Annotated in this window: 15 protein-coding genes; 9 read left to right on the forward strand and 6 right to left on the reverse strand. The window is 70.0% G+C overall.

Translation table 11 applies throughout. The features are described 5' to 3' along the window. Positions 1–490 precede the first annotated feature (490 nt). Positions 491–949, reverse strand: coding sequence for an ROK family protein (locus ACZ49J_RS26470; protein ID WP_467451893.1), 459 nt, complete (start codon positions 947–949; stop codon positions 491–493). Between the two features lie 350 nt (positions 950–1,299). Here ACZ49J_RS26470 and ACZ49J_RS26475 point away from each other — a divergent pair, with 350 nt between their 5' ends. Genes ACZ49J_RS26475 through ACZ49J_RS26490 form a run of 4 tightly spaced genes read left to right on the forward strand, consistent with a single transcriptional unit; the run spans position 1,300 to position 6,148 of the window. Next, positions 1,300–2,397 (forward strand): alpha/beta hydrolase, encoded by a 1,098-nt coding sequence (locus tag ACZ49J_RS26475; protein WP_467451894.1) that lies wholly within the window; start codon positions 1,300–1,302, stop codon positions 2,395–2,397. Then, on the forward strand, positions 2,394–4,160 hold the full coding sequence (locus ACZ49J_RS26480) for an FAD-dependent oxidoreductase (protein WP_467451895.1): 1,767 nt from the start codon (positions 2,394–2,396) through the stop codon (positions 4,158–4,160). The genes ACZ49J_RS26475 and ACZ49J_RS26480 overlap by 4 nt, the downstream gene beginning before the upstream one ends. A gap of 6 nt (positions 4,161–4,166) precedes the next feature. Then, on the forward strand, positions 4,167–5,072 hold the full coding sequence (locus ACZ49J_RS26485) for an intradiol ring-cleavage dioxygenase (protein WP_467451896.1): 906 nt from the start codon (positions 4,167–4,169) through the stop codon (positions 5,070–5,072). A gap of 38 nt (positions 5,073–5,110) precedes the next feature. After that, positions 5,111–6,148 carry a maleylacetate reductase gene (locus tag ACZ49J_RS26490; RefSeq protein ID WP_467452025.1) on the forward strand — a complete coding sequence of 346 codons (1,038 nt, stop codon included), beginning with the start codon at positions 5,111–5,113 and terminating at the stop codon, positions 6,146–6,148. Positions 6,149–6,154: 6 nt separating this feature from the next. Here ACZ49J_RS26490 and ACZ49J_RS26495 read toward each other — a convergent pair whose 3' ends face one another. Beyond that, on the reverse strand, positions 6,155–7,057 hold the full coding sequence (locus ACZ49J_RS26495; RefSeq protein WP_467451897.1) for a LysR family transcriptional regulator: 903 nt from the start codon (positions 7,055–7,057) through the stop codon (positions 6,155–6,157). Positions 7,058–7,309: 252 nt separating this feature from the next. On the opposite strand from ACZ49J_RS26495, the gene ACZ49J_RS26500 reads away from it, so the two are divergent. From ACZ49J_RS26500 to ACZ49J_RS26510, 3 genes are read left to right on the forward strand one after another with little or no spacing between them, the layout of a single operon-like run. Next, a complete protein-coding gene (locus tag ACZ49J_RS26500) occupies positions 7,310–8,536 on the forward strand; it encodes an acyl-CoA dehydrogenase family protein (RefSeq protein WP_467451898.1) in 1,227 nt (408 codons plus the stop codon). Further along, on the forward strand, positions 8,533–9,105 hold the full coding sequence (locus ACZ49J_RS26505) for a flavin reductase family protein (protein ID WP_467451899.1): 573 nt from the start codon (positions 8,533–8,535) through the stop codon (positions 9,103–9,105). Before ACZ49J_RS26500 ends, ACZ49J_RS26505 begins: the two co-directional genes overlap by 4 nt. Before the next feature lie 26 nt (positions 9,106–9,131). Beyond that, positions 9,132–10,661, forward strand: coding sequence for an acyl-CoA synthetase (locus tag ACZ49J_RS26510; protein ID WP_467451900.1), 1,530 nt, complete (start codon positions 9,132–9,134; stop codon positions 10,659–10,661). A gap of 697 nt (positions 10,662–11,358) precedes the next feature. Here the strand turns inward: ACZ49J_RS26510 and ACZ49J_RS26515 are convergent. Both ACZ49J_RS26515 and ACZ49J_RS26520 read right to left on the reverse strand, forming a co-directional pair. Next, complete coding sequence (locus ACZ49J_RS26515) at positions 11,359–12,687, reverse strand: class I SAM-dependent RNA methyltransferase (RefSeq protein ID WP_467451901.1); 1,329 nt, start codon at positions 12,685–12,687, stop codon at positions 11,359–11,361. A gap of 97 nt (positions 12,688–12,784) precedes the next feature. Then, positions 12,785–14,839: an APC family permease gene (locus ACZ49J_RS26520; RefSeq protein WP_467451902.1), complete on the reverse strand. Its 2,055-nt coding sequence runs from the start codon at positions 14,837–14,839 to the stop codon at positions 12,785–12,787. Positions 14,840–15,379: 540 nt separating this feature from the next. Here ACZ49J_RS26520 and ACZ49J_RS26525 point away from each other — a divergent pair. Further along, a complete protein-coding gene (locus tag ACZ49J_RS26525) occupies positions 15,380–16,051 on the forward strand; it encodes a potassium channel family protein (protein ID WP_467451903.1) in 672 nt (223 codons plus the stop codon). After that, positions 16,051–16,728 carry a potassium channel family protein gene (locus ACZ49J_RS26530; RefSeq protein WP_467451904.1) on the forward strand — a complete coding sequence of 226 codons (678 nt, stop codon included), beginning with the start codon at positions 16,051–16,053 and terminating at the stop codon, positions 16,726–16,728. Before ACZ49J_RS26525 ends, ACZ49J_RS26530 begins: the two co-directional genes overlap by 1 nt. 146 nt (positions 16,729–16,874) lie before the next feature. Here ACZ49J_RS26530 and ACZ49J_RS26535 read toward each other — a convergent pair whose 3' ends face one another. Together ACZ49J_RS26535 and ACZ49J_RS26540 are read right to left on the reverse strand one after the other, a co-directional pair. After that, complete coding sequence (locus ACZ49J_RS26535; protein ID WP_467451905.1) at positions 16,875–17,594, reverse strand: DUF3159 domain-containing protein; 720 nt, start codon at positions 17,592–17,594, stop codon at positions 16,875–16,877. 3 nt (positions 17,595–17,597) lie between these two features. Further along, entirely contained in the window at positions 17,598–17,999 is a 402-nt protein-coding gene (locus tag ACZ49J_RS26540) for an OB-fold nucleic acid binding domain-containing protein (RefSeq protein ID WP_467451906.1), read from the reverse strand. Positions 18,000–18,131 lie beyond the last annotated feature (132 nt).

The raw sequence follows: 18,131 nt of genomic DNA on the forward strand, positions 1-18,131 counted from the left end.
AGCGCGAGGCCAACCGCATGCGGGATGACCGCGACCTCCAACCGGAGTGGCTCGGCTGCTTCAGTATGAGGAAGCGCGATCCTCCTGGCCTGTTGACCTGCCTGTCTGCCAGATCAGCGAAGCGGTGCCAAGTCACGTACTGGACATCGAAGAGGAACTACCCGACAAGGCACTGACCTGCGGAAATGCGCGCACATCCAGCACCCGTCCAGCACGGGCGCCGCGAAAAAAATACGAGATGAGCCAACGCTACCCGACAGAGTCCGCACGTGCGTGAAGTCCGTGAACCGGCCACGCATGCCACATCGGACTCATGTGCCGGCGACCGTATCTCGCTCCGCTCTTACTACAGACCGCGAGTCACAGCTGGAGCCCGACGTCGAGGACCTCCTGGTCGATTTGTCGAGCGCGGTGCGGACGGCTCCGAGGGCCACCGACTCGTCGCCGAGTTCTGATACCTCTGTCCGGGGTGCGGTCAAGCACAGTTCGTTCACCCGGTCGCGCAGCGGTTGCAGAAGCTGGTCCCCCGCGCGGGAGAGTCCGCCGCCGATACGACGAGGTCGGGGTCGAGGGTGAGGACGAGGGCCGAGATGCCGTTGGCGAGGGCGGACGCGTAGGCGCGTACGGCGTCGGCGGCCTTGAGGTCGCTCGGCGCGGCGCTGAACACGGCCTCGGCGTTGGCACCGTGGGCCTCCAGGTCGCCGGGGGCGTCGCACCAGCCCAGCAGGCGCAGGTTCCCGATCTCGCCGGCGGCGCCGTTCGGACCCCGGTGCAGCCACCCGCCGACGATCATCCCGGCACCGGTGTGCCGGCCGGCGAGGATGTACACGACATCGTCGATGTGGCCGGCGCAGCCGCGCCAGTGCTCGGCGAGGGTGGCGAGGTTGGCGTCATTCTCGGCGTTCGCCTGGCAGCCGAAGCGGCTGGTGAAGTAGCCGCTGAGGTTCACTCGGCTTCACGTACTGCCCGGCCGGCCGCCCGTCGTCGCCGAGTTCGTGGAGTCGTCCTTCGACGTCGTGCGCGCCAAGCGATTGGGTCGGCACCGGCAGCTTCCACCTGACCGGCCTCTCCGGCCTCGACCCGCAGCACAAACTGCCGGTCGTCGAGCAGCTGGAGGCCGCGCTCTACACCGCCCTGGTCACCCTCGCCGCCACGCGCACCTTCCCGGTGAAGCAGCCGCCCTCGGGGACGCTGATGAGCGCCATGCATCACGGCGTCCCCAACCGGCATTGGACCGCCCCGGAGCCGGTCACCAATAGTGCTGGGCATGGGCGCAGACGCCGTGACGGAGGTTCGCCGATGACCAGCTCCCCACCACCCGGAACCGCCGAGCCGGCCCGTGCCGCCTCGCCGTTGACGATCAGCGAGCAAGGCGCGTTCTGGGTCGGCGTCGGACGCAAGCCGACCGAGGCCGGGACCGCCGCCGAGGCCGCGATGTACGTCCAGTACCAGATCCCGGCCGATCTCCGGTATCCACTGCCCGTGGTGATGGTCCACGGGGGCGGCGGCCAGGGCACGGACTACCTGTCGACGCCTGACGGCCGCCCCGGCTGGGCCACCCGGTTCCTCCAGGCCGGTTACGCCGTGTACGTGGTCGACCGTCCAGGTCACGGGCGCTCCCCGTACCACCCCGATGTCCTCGGGCCCATCGAGGGCGCGGCGCCGACGTACGAGTTCATCCGCTGGCTGTTTTGCGACGGGGCGGAACGACCTGGTAGCCAGTGGCCCGGCAGCGGCGAGATCGGCGACGACTCCGCGCTGGACCAGTTGATGGCGAGCCAGGGCCCGACGCTGCCCACCTTCGCCGAGAACGAGGAGCAGATGCGGCGCTGCGGGGCCGAGTTGCTGGACCGTATCGGACCGGCCGTGCTGATCACCCACTCCATGGGGGCGCCGTTCGGCTGGCTGGTCGCCGATGCCCGGCCCGGAATGGTGAATGCCATTGTCTCCATCGAGCCGATGGGGCCGCCGTTCATCGAACTGCCCGGCCTCGGAAAGCTGGAGTGGGGACTCACCGCGGCCCCGATCACCTACGAGCCGCCGGTGCGGACCCCGGAGGAACTGCGCACCCGGCTGCGCGAGGCCGGGGGCGGCGGGCTGCAGGCCTGCCTGGTCCAGGACGAACACGCCGGACCCGTGCGCTCCCTGCCAGGGCTGCGCGGCTTCCCGATCGCCGTGGTCGCGGCCGACACCTCACCGTTCGCGGCGTTCCAGCACGGTGTCGCCGACTACCTCGCCCAGGCCGGTGCGGACGCCGAGTTGCTGCGCCTGGCGGACCTGGGGCTCACGGGCAACGGTCACCTGCCCATGGGCGAGAAGAACTCCGACGACGTGGCCGAGGCAGTGATGACCTGGCTGAACAAGCGACTGGCGGATGTGGAGGAAACGTCCCGATGACAACCGCGCCGACCGTGCCGACCGTCGAGACCGATGTGCTCATCGTGGGAAGCGGGCCCGCGGGAGCGAGCGCCGCGCTGGCCCTGAGCACCTATGGCGTGCCGAACGTCATGGTCACCCGCTACTCACGCCTCGCGGACACGCCCCGGGCGCACATCACCAACCAGCGCACCATGGAAGTGCTGCGTGACCTGGGCGTCGAAGAGGATGTGATCGCCCAGGCCACCCCGCAGCATCTGATGGGCAACACCGTCTTCTGCACCGCCATCGCGGGCGAGGAGCTCGGCCGGCTGAGGTCCTGGGGCAACGAACCGCTCGTGCAGGCCGCGCACGAGCTGGCGAGCCCCACCCGCATGTGCGACATGCCGCAGCACCTCATGGAACCGGTGCTCGTCAACGCGGCCATAGCACGCGGAAGCCAACTGCGGTTCGGCACCGAGTACCTGTCGCACGAGCAGGACGCCGACGGCGTGACCGCCACGGTCCGCGACCGGCTGCGCGGCGACACGTACACCATCCGCGCCAAGTACCTGATCGGCGCGGACGGCGGCCGCAGCAAGGTGGCCGAGGACGCGGGGCTGCCGATGGGCGGCCAGATGGGCGTGGCCGGCAGCATCAACATCGTCTTCGACGCGGACCTGACCAAGTACGTGGCGCACCGGCCCGCCACCCTCTACTGGGTGCTGGCGCCCGGCGCGACCGTGGGCGGCATCGGCGCCGGCCTGGTGCGCTGCGTACGGACGTGGAACGAGTGGCTGATCGTGTGGGGCTACGACGTCGACGCCGGGCCGCCGGACCTCACCGAGGAGTACGCCCTGTCCGTCGTCCGCAAGCTGATCGGCGACGACGAGATCCCGGTGACCATCAAGTCGTCCTCCGCGTGGACGGTCAACGAGATGTACGCCGAGACGTACTCCAGCGGCCGGGTGTTCTGCGCGGGCGACGCCTGCCACCGCCACCCTCCGTCCAACGGGCTGGGCTCCAACACCTCCATCCAGGACTCCTACAACCTGGCGTGGAAGCTGAAGCTGGTTCTGGACGGCACCGCGTCCCCGTCGCTGCTGGACACCTACAGCGACGAGCGGGCGCCGGTCGGCAAGCAGGTCGTAACCCGCGCCAACCAGTCCATCGGTGAGACGGCACCCGTCTTCGAGGCGCTCGGCGGCCTGGCGCCGCAGACCCCCGAGCAGCTGTGGCGGAACATCGCCGCCCGCAAGGACGCCACCACGGAGGCCGAGGAGCAGCGGGTGCGGCTGCGGGAGGCGATCGCCTTCAAGGCATACGAGTTCAACGCCCACGGCGTGGACCTCAACCAGCGCTACGCCTCCGCCGCGATCGTCCCGGACGGCACCGAGGACCCCGGCTTCGCACGCGACCCCGAGCTGCACTTCCAGCCGAGCACCCGCCCCGGCGCCAAGCTCCCGCACGCCTGGCTCTCCGCGGGCACCCGCAATCTGTCCAGCCTGGACCTGGGCGGGAACGGCCGGTTCACCCTGATCACCGGCATCGGCGGCGAGCCCTGGACGGAGGCCGCCCGCATCCTCGGCAAGGAGTTCGGCCTGGAGATCGCCACGGCGGTCATCGGCCCCGGCCAGGAGTACGAGGACCCGTACGGGGACTGGGCCCGGCTGCGGGAGATCGGCGACTCGGGCGCGCTGCTGGTGCGGCCGGACAACCACGTGGCCTTCCGCCGCCAGGACGCCACCGGTGACGTCACGGCCGCACTGCGGGACGCACTGCGGCAGATCCTCGGGCGGGGCTGAGCGACCATGGACCTCACCGCGAAGACCTCGAAGACCTCGAAGACCTCGAAGACCGCAACGACCGCGACGACGACGGCGGTGCTGGAAAGCTTCGCCCACACCTCCGATCCCCGACTGCGCGAGGTGCTGGTCTCCCTGACGCGTCACCTGCACGATTTCCTACGGGACATCGAGCCGACCCAGGCCGAGTGGGAGCGGGCGATCGACTTCCTCACCGCAACCGGGCACATGTGCGACGACACCCGGCAGGAGTTCATCCTGCTGTCGGACGTCCTGGGTGTGTCGATGCTCGTCGAGACGATCAACGACCACAAGGCGGCCACCGCGACCGACTCCACGGTGCTCGGCCCGTTCCACATGACCGAGTCCCCGGTCCGTGAACTCGGGGCGAACATCGATCTGGTCGGCGCCGGCGAGCCGTGTGTGATCAGCGGACGGGTCGTCTCCGTCGACGGCACCCCGCTGCCCGGCGCGACACTGGACGTGTGGCAGGCCGACGACCAGGGCTTCTACGATGTCCAGCAGCCGGAGAAGCAGCCGCCGGGCAATGGGCGCGGGCTGTTCACGGCGGACGCGGACGGGCGGTTCTGGTTCCGCTCGTGCGTTCCCAGCCCGTATCCCATTCCGACGGACGGGCCGGTCGGATCCCTGCTGGAGGCGACCGGCCGCCACCCCTACCGTCCCGCCCATGTCCACTTCATCGTGGGCGCCGAGGGGCACAGCCCGGTGACGACGCACATCTTCGTGGCGGGCAGCGACTATCTGGACTCGGACGCGGTCTTCGCCGTGAAGGAGAGCCTGGTCGAGGAGTTCGTCGAGGTGGACTCCCCCGAGGAGGCCGCGGAGCTGGGCGTGGCCAATCCCTTCCGCCGGGCTCGCTTCGACATCGTGCTGCAACCGGTGATCGTGTGAAGGGAGAGGTCCTGGACTTCACCTACCAGGCCCAGCCGATGCGCGTCGTCTTCCGGTCGGGTGCCGTCCCGGACGCGGTGCCCGACGAGGTCGCGCTTCTCGGCCTGCGCCGCGTCCTCGTGCTGTGCGACGACCATGGCCTGGACACGGCCCGTGCCGTCGCCGCGTCTCTCGGCGACGCCTGCGCCGGGCTGCACGCGGGGGCGGTGACGCACGTCCCGGTGGAGGTCGCCGACCTGGCCGTCGAAGCGGCCCGCGAAGCCCGGGCCGACGGCTGCGTGGCGGTCGGCGGCGGTTCCGTGACCGGCCTGGCCAAGGCCGTCGCGCTCAGGACCGGCCTGCCGATCGTCGCCGTCCCGACGACGTACGCCGGATCGGAGATGACACCCGTCTGGGGCCTGACCGAGGGCGCGGTCAAACGCACCGGGCGCGACCCGAAGGTGTTGCCGCGCAGCGTCGTGTACGACCCGCTGCTCACGCTCACCATGCCGCCCGTGGGGTCCGCGACGAGCGGCATGAACGCCATCGCGCACGCCGTCGAGGCTCTGTACGCCCCGGACTCCACTCCGATCGTCTCCCTCATGGCGGAGGAGGGTGTACGGGCGCTGGCCACGGCCCTTCCCGAGATCGTCGCCGACCCCTCGGGGCATGACGCGCGCAGCCGCGCGCTGTACGGGGCGTGGCTGTGCGGTGCCTGTCTCGGCGCGACCACCATGGGGCTGCACCACAAGCTCTGCCATGTGCTCGGCGGCACCTTCGACCTGCCGCACGCCGAGACACACGCCGTCGTCCTGCCCCATGTGCTGGCCTTCAACGCGCCGGCGGTTCCCGAGGCACTGGCGGCGCTGCGCCGGGCGCTCGGTGTCCCGGATCCGGTACGGGAGCTGCACGAGCTGGGCGAGCGGCTGGGCATCCCGCGATCGCTCGCCGACCTGGGCCTGACCGCCGCCGGCGTGGACCATGCGGTCGATGTCGCTCTCGGGGCGCCGTACGCGAATCCCCGCCCGGCCTCCGCCGACGATCTGCGCGCCGTCCTGCACGCGGCCTGGGCGGGCGAGCCGCCGTACGGCGGCTGACCCGTCCTACCGGGAGATCTCGGCGTACGGAACGCCGGTCGCGCGTCGGGCCACCCGGCGTGCGACCTCGGCGAAGGCCGGGGCGGCGGGCGAGTGACCGGCCTCCGGAAAGACGACGGCGGCCACCAAGCCGAGGGGCTCCTTCGGAGCGACGTTCTCCACTCCCGGGTGCGGGAACATCCGGGTGGCCGACAGCGGCATCAGTCCCACCATGTGCTGGTAGGCGATCTTCAAGGAAACGTCCTGGGCCGAGCGGGCGTGGAAGCCGACCGTCGGGGCGTCGTCGTCCCCGTTTCGTCCGCCGACCCAGAAGTCGAGGCCCGGCTCGGGGGTGACCCAGGGCTGGTCGAAGACCTCGGTCACGTCCACCGCGGCGGCCGAGGCCAGCGGATGCCCCTTCCACAGCGCGAGGGAAGCGGGCTCGGTGAAGATCGGTACTCGTGTCAGGCCCGGCATGTCGACGTTCAGGGGCAACAGCGCCACGTCGTGCTCGCCGGCCAGCAGCGGGGCGAGACCCTGGTGGAAGTCCGCTTCATGTACCCGGATCGTGACGCTGGGATACCGCTCGCAGAACGCCTCGATGACCGGATGCGTCAGCTCCGCGAGAGCCACCCCGTAGAGCGCGACCCGCACCTCGTCCCGTCGCCTGGCCCTGATGGCGTCTGCGGCGGCGGCGAGCCGGTCGGCGTCGGCCAGCACCTCGCCCGCCCGTTCGAGCAGTTCCGCGCCGTCGGCGGTGAGCGCTACATGCCGTTTGTCGCGGTCGAACAGCTGGACGCCCAGCTCACGCTCGAGGGCGGCGATCGATCGCGTCAGCGCGGGCTGGGTGAGGTGCAGACGCTCGGCGGCGACCCGGTAATTCAAGGTCTCGGCGAGCGCCGAGAAATGGCGCAGGTTCCGGAGTTCCACTCAGCCCTCCAGAAAGGCGGGGTCCACGGCGTTGTGGTCCGCGCCAGGTTACAGCGCGCTTCCCCGCACGTCACCAGTCAGAAATGTGCGGCATTCCCGTCACCCTCTCCGACCTGCTGTGATGCACGACACTCATCAAGCCCACGGTCACCGGCATTGGACGGTCCTTCGCTGCGCTGCCAACACTCCCTTCAGGCCGACCCAGAACATCAGCGGATGGGGTGCGAATTGTCCGAGACAACCGAGACAACCGTGGCAGTCGAGAAAATCATCGAGATTCCGCAGCCGGAGCCGGACCTGACACCGGAGGAACTGGTGCGCCGGGCCGCCGGCATGAGGGCCTGGCTACGTGATCATCAGGACGAGACCGAACAGCGGACCGGTATCTCCGAGGACACGCACAAGGCGTTCCTGGAGGCGGGTTTCTACCGGTCCCTCCAGCCACGCCGCTTCGGTGGCTACGAGTTCGACCTGCGGACCTACTCCCGGATGGTCACCGAGGTGGCCCGCGGCTGCCCGTCCAGCGGCTGGAACCTGTGTCTGGCCGCCTCCCACAGCCTGGTGGTGGCCGGCCGCTTCCCCGAGAGCACCCAGCGCGAGGTGTTCGGGCCGGACGGTGACTTCCGGGCCCCGCTGCCGATCGCCCCGAGCGCCACCGCGACGAGGACCCCCGACGGGTACCTGGTCAACGGCCGCTGGGACTACTCCTCCGGAGTCAACGTCTCCACGCACTTCCTGGGTGGCGTGCTCATCATCGACGAAGAGGGCGGCATGCCCACGCCGGGCCTGGTGCTCGTGCCCTCCGGCTGGCGGATGCTCGACAACTGGGGCGAGATCCTGGGCTTCCGCGGCAGCGGCTCCAACAGCGTCGTGGCCGAGGACGTCCTCGTACCGTACGAGTACGTGTCCAGGACCCACCTCCTGGCGAACGACGCCACCGACGGGCCAGGTGTGGAACTGCACGGCAACCCGATGTACGCGGGCCGGCTGATGTCGTTCTTCAACATCCAGCTGTGTTCGATCGTGGCGGGCACCGCCTGGGCCGCGGTCGACGAGTACCAGCGGATCATCACCACCAAGAACAGCCCGCTGCCGCCCTTCAAGCCGCGCAGCCACGATCCGGAACACCAGCGCAACCTCGGCCTGGCCACGGCCCTGGCCGACAGCGCGCAGCGGATCATCCTGTCGGTCACCGACGACTACACCGCGTACGCCGCCCGGGGCCTGGCAGGGGGCGAGCCCTTCTCCGAACTGGACGACCAGGCCCTCTCCCTCACGGCCCGGCAGTCCGGCCAGCTCGCCTGCCAGGCCGTCGAGATGCTGGCCTCGGCCAGTGGCTCCAGCGCGCTGGCGAACGGCGAGCGCATGCAGCGGTACCTGCGCGACGTCGCCACGTACAGGACGCACATCAACGCCCAGCACAGCTGGTGGGCCACGGGATACGCCCGCTCTCTGCTCGGCGTGGAGAACCCGGCGTGAACCGGTCGACGTCCGCCGCGACGGCACCCGGCGGCGGCCCGGCGGACGACCCCGGCCGGTTCCGGCACGTGCTCGGCCACTACCCGACGGGTGTCACGGTGGTCACCGCGAAGGAACCCGACGGCACCCCGGTCGGCATGGTCATCGGCTCGTTCACCTCGGTGTCCCTCGACCCCCCGCTCGTCGCGTTCTTCCCCGGCCGCTCCTCCACCACCTGGCCAAGGATCATGGCCGGCGGCGCCTTCTGCGTGAACGTGCTGGCCGTCGGCCAGGAGGGCCTCTGCCGGGACGTCAGCGCCAAGGCCCCCGACGTCTTCGACCGCCACCCGTGGCGCGGCGCACCCTCGGGCAGCCCCGTCCTGGCGGGCGTCGCCGCCTGGATCGACTGCGACATCGCCGACGTGTGGACCCTCGGCGACCACTACTTCGTCCTCGGCCGCGTACGGGAACTCGGGGTGGAGAAGACCGGCGTCTCGCCGCTGGTCTTCTCCCGGGGGCGGCTCGCCCCGTTGCCGCCCCGCCGGGACCACGACGACTCGGCCGACTACACATGGCCCGACTGGCTCTGAGAGATCTGAGAGAAGAGAGACGCACCATGCGCAATCAAGGGCTCGGCTCGTGGCCCGCGCGGCGCGCCCGCATGGCACCGGAGGCCACCGCCGTCGTGCACGACGGTGGATTGCTGTCCTACGGAGAGCTGGCCGCGCGCGTGACGCGGCTCGCTCACGCCCTGCGTGCCCTGGGGGTCGGCCACGGCGACCGGGTGGCCTACCTCGGCGCGAACCATCCGGCCCTGGCGGAAACCCTGTTCGCCACGAACGCGCTGGGCGCCGTCTTCGTCCCGCTCAACACCCGCCTCGCGGCACCCGAGTTGGCCTTCATCCTGGGCGACTCGGGAGCGCCGGTGCTGCTGTTCGGGGCCGAACTCACCGACATCGTCGACGCGTTCAGGGACGACGTCGAGGTGAAGCACTACGTCGAGGTGGGGAAGGCGTACGAGGAGCTACTCGCGAGCGCGCCGGACAACCCCCTGGACGAGACGGTCGGCCTCGACGAGGTGTGCATGATCCAGTACACCTCCGGCACCAGCGGCCGTCCCAAGGGCGTCATGCTGACCCACGCCAACATCGCCTGGAACTGCTTCAACATCCTGCTGGACGTGGACATCGCCTCCGACGACGTCGCTCTGGTGGTGGCACCGATGTTCCACACCGCCGCCCTCAACACCGTCTTCCTGCCGGGCTTCCTCAAAGGGGGGACGTCGGTGCTGATGCGCGGCTTCGACCCGGACCGGGTGCTCGACGTCATCGCCGAGCACCGGGTGACCAGGATGTTCGGCGTGCCCGCGATGTACCAGGCCATGGCCCGGTCGTCGCGGTGGGCGACGGCCGACCTGTCGTCGATCCGGATCCTGATGTGCGCGGCGGCACCCGTACCCAAGGCCCTCATCCACACGTACCAGGACCGTGGCCTGACCTTCCTCCAGGCGTACGGCCTGACCGAGACCGCTCCCGCCGCGCTGGGCCTGCGCGCACCGGACAGCATCCGCAAGGCCGGCTCGGCCGGCACGCCCTGCTTCTTCACCGACGTACGCGTGGTGCGGCCCGACCTCACCGATGTCGCACCGGGCGAGGTCGGCGAGGTGATCATCGAGGGCCTCAACGTGATGAAGGGCTACTGGCAGTGGCCCGAAGCGACCAAGGACGCCTTCGTGGACGGAAGTTGGTTCCGCTCCGGAGACGCGGCCACCGTCGACGAGGAGGGGTACGTCACGATCGTCGACCGGATCAAGGACATGTACATCTCCGGCGGGGAGAACGTCTACCCCGCAGAGGTCGAGCAACTCCTCTACCAGCATCCCGCGGTCGCCGAATGCGCGGTGATCGGCGTACCCGACGAACGATGGGGCGAAGTGGGCAGAGCGCTGGTCGTGCCCCGCGCGGGCGCCGACGTGTCACCCGACGACATCATGGACTCCCTGTCCGGCCGACTCGCCAAGTACAAGCTCCCCAAGTCGGTCGTCCTCGTCGACGCCCTGCCCCGCAACGCCACCGGCAAGATCCTCAAGGCCCGCCTGCGCAGCCAGTACGGCTCCCTGTCAGACCGCGGCGCCGAGGAGGCATGACGCCAGGCCAGGGAGTCCGACACGCCACGCCACACGGTCACCACATCGTTCGCCGACAGTGGTGGGGCCCCTCGCCTCCCTGCGGGCCCCGCGCGAAAGCCGGTGGACGGCGCCGACGCGACTTCGCCCGCATCGCCGACTGCCGCACCGGCGAGGTCAGCTGCACCTGGACCGACGTACGGCACCTGGAACCCTTGGGCGACAGCCCGGCTGCCGTCGGTCCCGGAAGGGCTGTAGATCCCTGCGGCGCAAATCCCCGTAGGAAGTCGGTCATTCTCGACCGTCCTGCTCGCGACATGCCGCGTCAGCGGTATCACTGAGGGCGGGCGGCAGGAACTTGGACCGCCTTGTCAGCGGCCTCGAACGAGCGGGCGACGCCAGGATGCTCAGGTTCACCAGCGAGAAGTATTCGAGCCGGACTCCGGGCAGGGTCGCGATGCTCGAAGAAGTAACTCCCGGGTTGGCACAGGTATCCGCGGTCTGACTACATGCCATCGCTCGATCAACCCGCCCGGCGAGGACCGAGAATCCAGCGCCGCGGCGGCAGTGCGCCCCGACCGACGGCAGTCCCCGCGCAGCGTCTCGCGCACGGCGGCATGCCTCTCCCGTGGGGGAGGTCATCAGCAAGTACACAACAGCGTCAAGATATCGCCCGTAACGCCCACACCGCACATAATAGGCACACACAAAACCGCAGTCAGGAGCCCTTAGCGGTCGGTTCAAGGATCGCCACGCACTCCACATGATGCGTCATCGGAAACAGATCGAACACCCGCAACGTCCGCACCCGGTACCCGCCCTCGCGGAAGTACGCCAGGTCCCGTGCGAGGGCGGCCGGGTCGCAGGCCACGTAGGCGATCCTGCGCGCGCCCAGCGTCGAGAGGTGCTGGACCGTCCGGCGGCCGGCGCCCGCGCGGGGCGGGTCCAGGACGATGAGGTCGACCTCGGTGATGCCCGTCCGGGGCAGGACCGACTCGACCTTGCCCTGCTCGACGCGGACGCGGTCGAACGCGGCGAGGTTGTGCCGGGCGTCCTCCACCGCGCGCTTGCCGGACTCGATGCCGAGGACGGCGCCCTTGTCACCGAGCCGGTCCGCGAGGGCGCCCGCGAAGAGGCCGACCCCGCAGTACAGGTCCAGCGCCATCTCGCCCTTGCGCGGCAGCAGTCCCTGCATCACGGCGGTGACGAGGGTGTCGGCCGCCTTCGGGTGCACCTGCCAGAAGCCGCCGCTGCCGACCCGGTGCGTACGGCCGTCCGCGCGCTCGCGCACGAAGGGGCGGCCGTGGACGCGGTGGACGCCGCCGTCCTTCTCCTCGACCCGCATCACGGACACGGGCTTGTCCAGCTCCACCAGGGGCAGGCGCGCGCCCGGCCGGGGCGTCAGGATGACCTGACGATCCTGCGAACCCGTCGCCGCGATCGCCTCGACCGACTCCATGCCGGTCCAGTCGCGCTTCTCGATGCCCAGCTCGTCGACGCCCGGCGCGGCGATCATGCAGTGGTCGATCCGCTCCACCTCGTGCGAGCGGTGCCGGCGCAGACCGGCGTGGCCCTCCGCGTCGACGGCGTACTGCACGCGTGTGCGCCACGCCGGGACCTCGCCCGCCGGCAGCTTGTCGCCCTCGGCCGGCATCACGGTGCCGTCCCAGCCGGCCTCCTCGGGCGTGAGGCCCGCCAGCCGCTTCAGCTGCTCGGCGACCACCTCGCCCTTGAGCCGCCGCTGGGCGCCCGGCTTGGCGTGCTGCCAGTCGCAGCCTCCGCAGCGGCCGGGACCCGCGTACGGGCAGGGGGCCTCGACGCGGTCCTTGGACGCCGACAGCACCTCCACCGCGTCGGCACGCAGGAAACGCGCCCCTTCCTCGCCCTCCGTCACCCGCGCGACGACCCGCTCACCGGGCAGCGCGTGCCGGACGAAGAGCACCTGGCCCGTGGACGTACGGGCGATGCAGTGGCCGCCGTGGGCGACGGGGCCGATCTCGACCTCGTACTCCTGACCCACCAGCGACTTCTTCGGTTCTGCCTGCATGGCGGGGTGACTCCGTAACGTAAAGCGGTGAGCGGCCGGACAACAGCCCACCAGTCTACGTGGGCGTCACCCGGCCGCTCTCCCCGAGCCCGTCCCGTCAGCTCTTGGCGCTGGGCGCCTTGGTCTCCTTGGGCCGTTCCGCGGGACCGCGGCGCACCGCACCCGGCGCGTTCCACTCCTGCCGCTTGCGGGCCCGCTTGCGCGCCACCTCGGACGACTCCAGCTGGTAGGGCACCGAGGTGACCATCACCCCGGGTGTGAACAGCAGCCGGCCCTTGAGCCTGAGCGCGCTCTGGTTGTGCAGGATGTGCTCGTACCAGTGGCCGACCACGTACTCGGGGATGATCACGGACACCGCGTCCCGCGGGGACTCCTTGCGCAGCCCCTTCACGTACTCGATGATCGGCCGTGTGATCTCGCGGTACGGCGAGTCCAGGACCTTCAGCGGTACGTCGATGCCGCGCCGGTTCCACTCCTCCTGGAGCGCCTTGGTCTCGGCCGGGTCGACGTTGACGCTGAGCGCTTCCAGGGTGTGCGAGCGCAGCAGCTTGGCGTAGGCGAGGGCGCGCAGCGTGGGGCGGTGGATCTTCGAGATGAGTACCACCGAGTGGACGCGGGAGGGGCGTACGACGTCGTCGCTCGGGCCCTCGGGTGCCGCGATCTCCTCGGCGACCCGGTCGTAGTGCTTACGGATCGCCGTCATCGTCGCGTAGAAGATCACCATGCCGAGCAGCGCCACCCACGCGCCGTGCGTGAACTTGGTGACCAGGACGACGACCAGCACCAGGCCCGTGAAGAAGGCGCCGAAGGTGTTGATCGCCCGGGAGCGGATCATGTGGCGCCGCTTCGCCTGGTCCCTCTCCGTCCTCAGGTGGCGGTTCCAGTGCCGGACCATGCCGGTCTGGCTGAGGGTGAAGGAGACGAACACGCCCACGATGTAGAGCTGGATGAGGCGGGTGGAGTCGGCGCCGTAGATCCATACGAGCAGTCCGGCCGCGCCCGCGAGCAGCACGATGCCGTTGGAGAACGCGAGCCGGTCGCCGCGGGTGTGGAGCTGGCGCGGCAGGTAGCGGTCCTGGGCGAGGATCGAGCCGAGCAGCGGGAAACCGTTGTAGGCGGTGTTGGCGGCCAGGAACAGCACGAGGGCCGTGGCGGCGGCCAGCAGGACGAAGAAGAACGTGCCGTCACCGAAGACGGCGGCCGCGACCTGCGAGATCACCGGGTTCTGGACGTAGCCGTCACCGACCGGGACGCCGTTCTGAAGCAGGTCGTGGGCGGGGTTCTCGGCCATGCGGACCTTGGTCACCATGGCCAGGCCGATGATGCCGCAGAACATGGTGACGGCGAGCAGCCCCATCATCGCCAGCGTGGTGGCCGCGTTCCTCGACTTGGGCTTGCGGAAGGCGGGCACACCGTTGGAGATCGCCTCGACGCCGGTGAGCGCGGCACAGCCGGAGGAGAAGGCGCGCAGCAGCAGGAAGACCAGTGCGAAACCGGCCAGCCCCTGGTGCTCGGCCTTGATCTCGAAGCCGGAGGTGGGCGCCCGCATGGTCTCGTCGAGGACCAGACCGCGGAACGCGCCCCAGGCGATCATGACGAAGACGCCGACGACGAACACGTACGTCGGGATGGCGAAGAGCTTGCCGGACTCCTTCACCCCGCGCAGGTTCATCAGCGTCAGCAGCACGATGATGCCGACCGCGCACAACACCTTGTGCTCGACGAAGAAGGGGATGGCGGAGCCGAGGTTCTCCACACCGGAGGAGATGGAGACGGCGACCGTGAGGACGTAGTCCACGAGCAGCGCGCTGGCGACGGTGAGGCCCGCCTTGGGGCCGAGGTTGGTGTTCGCCACCTCGTAGTCGCCGCCGCCGCTGGGGTACGCGTGTACGTTCTGCCGGTACGACGCCACAACGGTGAACATCAGCACCACGACCGCGGCCGCGATCCAGGGGCTGAAGTGGTATGCCGACACGCCCGCGATGGAGAGGACCAGGAGCACTTCGCCCGGCGCGTACGCCACGGAGGAGAGCGGGTCGGAGGCGAAGACGGGCAGCGCGATGCGCTTGGGCAGGAGTGTTTCCCCCAGCCGGTCACTGCGCAGTGCGCGCCCGATCAGGATCCGTTTGGGCACGTCGGTCAGTTTGGACACGCCAAGGATCGTAAGCCGTCGGCGCACGAGGCGCCCAGCCTCCCCCGCCCGCGACCGGTCGCGGGCGGTGCCCGTCACGCCGTATGCCCTCCGAGTGAATTGGCGGACGGGGCGGGCCGCCGATTCCGTCACGGACACCGTCCCCGTGTCTATATGACAAAACCCGCCTCCCGCCCCGCCCTGGAGACCTCATGACGCATGCCGCCGAACTCATCGGCGCCGTCGCCGCACTCGTCGGGCTCGGCGTCCTGACGCTCGTCAGCGTCCGCAGCATCAGCCGCCGCTGAGGAGGGTGAGAGGGGTGGGCGGGCTCCGGCGCCAGGCCCGTCAGCGGCTCGTGCGGCGGGGACCGATACGTTGGATACGTGCATCCGGCAGCGGTACCTCGTACCCGGGCGGGGCAACGGCTGGAAATCAACGGCATGATGTTGCCTGGCGGCCCGCACACCGGCCGCGCCCGTTGCCCGGCGAGCCGAGAGAAGGACATGAGCAAGACAAGGACACAGGCCAGATGGTCTGTGGGAAGCGTGGTGTAGGCCCGTGCACATTGTCATCATGGGCTGCGGACGAGTGGGCTCCGCGCTCGCCCAGAACCTGGAGCAACAGGGGCACACGGTCGCGGTGATCGACCAGGACCCCACCGCCTTCCGGCGGCTGGGTTCCGGGTTCGGCGGCCGCCGCGTCACCGGAGTCGGCTTCGACCAGGACACCCTGCGCGAGGCGGGCATCGAGGAGGCCGGCGCCTTCGCCGCCGTCTCCAGCGGTGACAACTCGAACATCATCGCCGCGCGGGTGGCCCGCGAGATGTTCGGCATCGAGAACGTGGCGGCGCGTATCTACGACCCGCGCCGCGCCGAGGTCTACCAGCGGCTGGGCATTCCGACGGTCGCCACGGTCCGCTGGACCGCCGACCAGATGCTGCGCCGGCTGTTGCCCTCCGGGGCCGAGCCGCTGTGGCGGGACCCCACGGGCGGGGTTCAGCTCGCCGAGGTGCACGCCTCGACGGCGTGGGTGGGCCACAAGATCAGCAAGCTCCAGGAGGAGACCGGTGTCCGGGTCGCGTTCCTCACCCGGCTGGGCGAGGCGATGCTGCCCACCTCGCAGACGGTGCTGCAGGAGGGCGACCTGGTCCACGTCATGATGCGCACGGACGATGTCGAGAAGGTCGAGGCGTCCTTCGCCGAGGGCCCCGACGAGGAGGGCGGTCACTGATGAGGGTCGCCATTGCCGGAGCCGGCGCGGTCGGCCGCTCGATCGCGGGCGAACTGCTGGAGAACGGGCACGAGGTCCTTCTCATCGACAAGGCGCCGACGGCCATCTCGGTCGAGCGCGTCCCCCAGGCGGAGTGGCTGCTGGCCGACGCCTGCGAGATCACGTCACTGGACGAGGCCGCGCTCCAGCGCTGCAACGTCGTGATCGCGGCGACCGGCGACGACAAGGTCAACCTGGTCGTCTCGCTGCTCGCCAAGACGGAGTACGGCGTTCCGCGCGTCGTGGCCCGCGTCAACAACCCCAAGAACGAGTGGCTGTTCAACGAGTCCTGGGGCGTGGACGTGGCCGTCTCGACCCCCCGCCTGATGTCGGCGCTCGTGGAGGAGGCGGTCAGCGTCGGCGACCTGGTCCGCCTGCTGCGCTTCAGCCACGGCGACGCCAACCTCGTCGAGCTCACCCTCCCCCCGGAGTCGGCCCTGGCCGGCACCCAGGTCGGCGAGGTCGAGTGGCCCGAGGACACGTCCCTGGTCACCATCATCCGCGGCACCCGCGTCCTCACCCCCACGCAGGAGGACTCGCTGGAGGCCGGTGACGAACTGCTGTTCGTGGCCGCCCAGGCGCGGGAGGAGCAGCTGGAGGACCTGCTGTCGGTGCGGCGCGAGGACGCGGCGAGCTGAGGTTCGGAAAACGGAAGTGAGGGCGCCCGGAGATTCTCCGGGCGCCCTCACTTCAGCCCGTCGGGCGTTTGAGGACGAGGCCGTCAGGCCGAAGCGGGGGTCTGGGGCGGCAGCCCCCAGGGACGGCGCCCCCACCCAGGGCGCACCTATTCGCCGGAGGCCGCCGCGGCCTTCCGCTCCTCCGCCGCGCGCTCCTCCGCCTCCATCTCCGCGAACACGTCGATGGGAGCCGGGGCCTTCGCCAGGAACACCCACGTCAGCCACACCGCCAGCAGGAACGGCGGGATCTTCAGCGCGACCAGCACCCAGCCCAGCTGGGTCGTGTCCGCCCACCAGTACAGCGGGAACAGGATCGCGCACTTGGCGAGCAGGATGAATCCCCAGGCGTAACTCGCCTTCGCGTACGCCTTCTTGCGGCCGGGGTTACGGGTGCGCCAGGAGAGGTTCTCCTTGAAGACGGGGCCGAGGATCAGACCGAGCAGTGGCACACCCGCGAGCGTCGTGATGATGTACGCGAGGGCCAGACCGAGCGTGTAGAGCATGCCCGGCAGGTAGAAGTCCTTCGCGTTGCCCGTCATCATCGCGAAGACCACGCCGAAGGCGACGCCGAAGACACCGCTGAAGGCGTGCTTCATGGTGTCCCGCATCGCCAGGCGGACCACGACGAGCAGCAGCGAGACGGCGAGGGCCGCGATGGCCGCCGAGTGCAGGTCCTTGTTGATCGTGTAGATCGTGACGAAGAGCAGGCCGGGCACGACCGTCTCGACCATGCCACGGACGCCACCGAACGCCTCGAACAGCGCGGCCTCCGTCACCGCCCTCGAATCGTGCGGGGCGTCTTCGGTCGGCTTGTCGAGCGACGTCACCGGCTACTCCCGTCCAAGCGGTCTCAGTTCGTACTTCGGATTGAACAGCACCCTACGGCCCCGGCTCATCGAGATCCGGCCGGAGGCGATCAGTTTGCGCCCCGGCTCTATCCCGACGATGGAGCGCCTGCCGAGCCACACCACGTCCAGGGCGGCCGAACCGTCGAACAGCTCGGCCTCCAGGGCCGGGACTCCGGCCCGCGGGCGCAGCGTGACCGTGCGCAAGGTACCAGTAACCGTCACTATCTGTCGGTCGTGACAGTCACAGATGCGCGTACAGCCCTCCGTGTCGGCGGCGTCCTCGCGCAGCTCCTCGGACTCCAGGTCCTCCTGGGACGAGGAGAGCCGGTCGAGCATGCGCCGGAAACGGCCCACCGGCTTGTCGGAACGAGGCACAGCACTCATACCCGAAAGCCTACCGGGGGCCACCGACACGGGATGAGCCCGCACGCTCATACGTTCGCTTTCGAGTAGTGATTCCCGTCGCCTTGGTTCTCGAACCGGCGACCCCTCACTTCTCGAACCGATACCCCATCC

It is taken from the genome of Streptomyces sp. NPDC030840 (genome assembly GCF_055572015.1).

Coding starts and splice junctions, on each gene's coding strand:
- ACZ49J_RS26490 (WP_467452025.1), top strand. CDS start 5,111: ATGCGCGTCGTCTTCCGGTCGGGTGCCGTCCCGGACGCGGTGCCCGAC.
- ACZ49J_RS26485 (WP_467451896.1), top strand. CDS start 4,167: ATGGACCTCACCGCGAAGACCTCGAAGACCTCGAAGACCTCGAAGACC.
- ACZ49J_RS26480 (WP_467451895.1), top strand. CDS start 2,394: ATGACAACCGCGCCGACCGTGCCGACCGTCGAGACCGATGTGCTCATC.
- ACZ49J_RS26510 (WP_467451900.1), top strand. CDS start 9,132: ATGCGCAATCAAGGGCTCGGCTCGTGGCCCGCGCGGCGCGCCCGCATG.
- ACZ49J_RS26540 (WP_467451906.1), bottom strand. CDS start 17,999: ATGAGTGCTGTGCCTCGTTCCGACAAGCCGGTGGGCCGTTTCCGGCGC.
- ACZ49J_RS26475 (WP_467451894.1), top strand. CDS start 1,300: ATGACCAGCTCCCCACCACCCGGAACCGCCGAGCCGGCCCGTGCCGCC.
- ACZ49J_RS26530 (WP_467451904.1), top strand. CDS start 16,051: ATGAGGGTCGCCATTGCCGGAGCCGGCGCGGTCGGCCGCTCGATCGCG.
- ACZ49J_RS26515 (WP_467451901.1), bottom strand. CDS start 12,687: ATGCAGGCAGAACCGAAGAAGTCGCTGGTGGGTCAGGAGTACGAGGTC.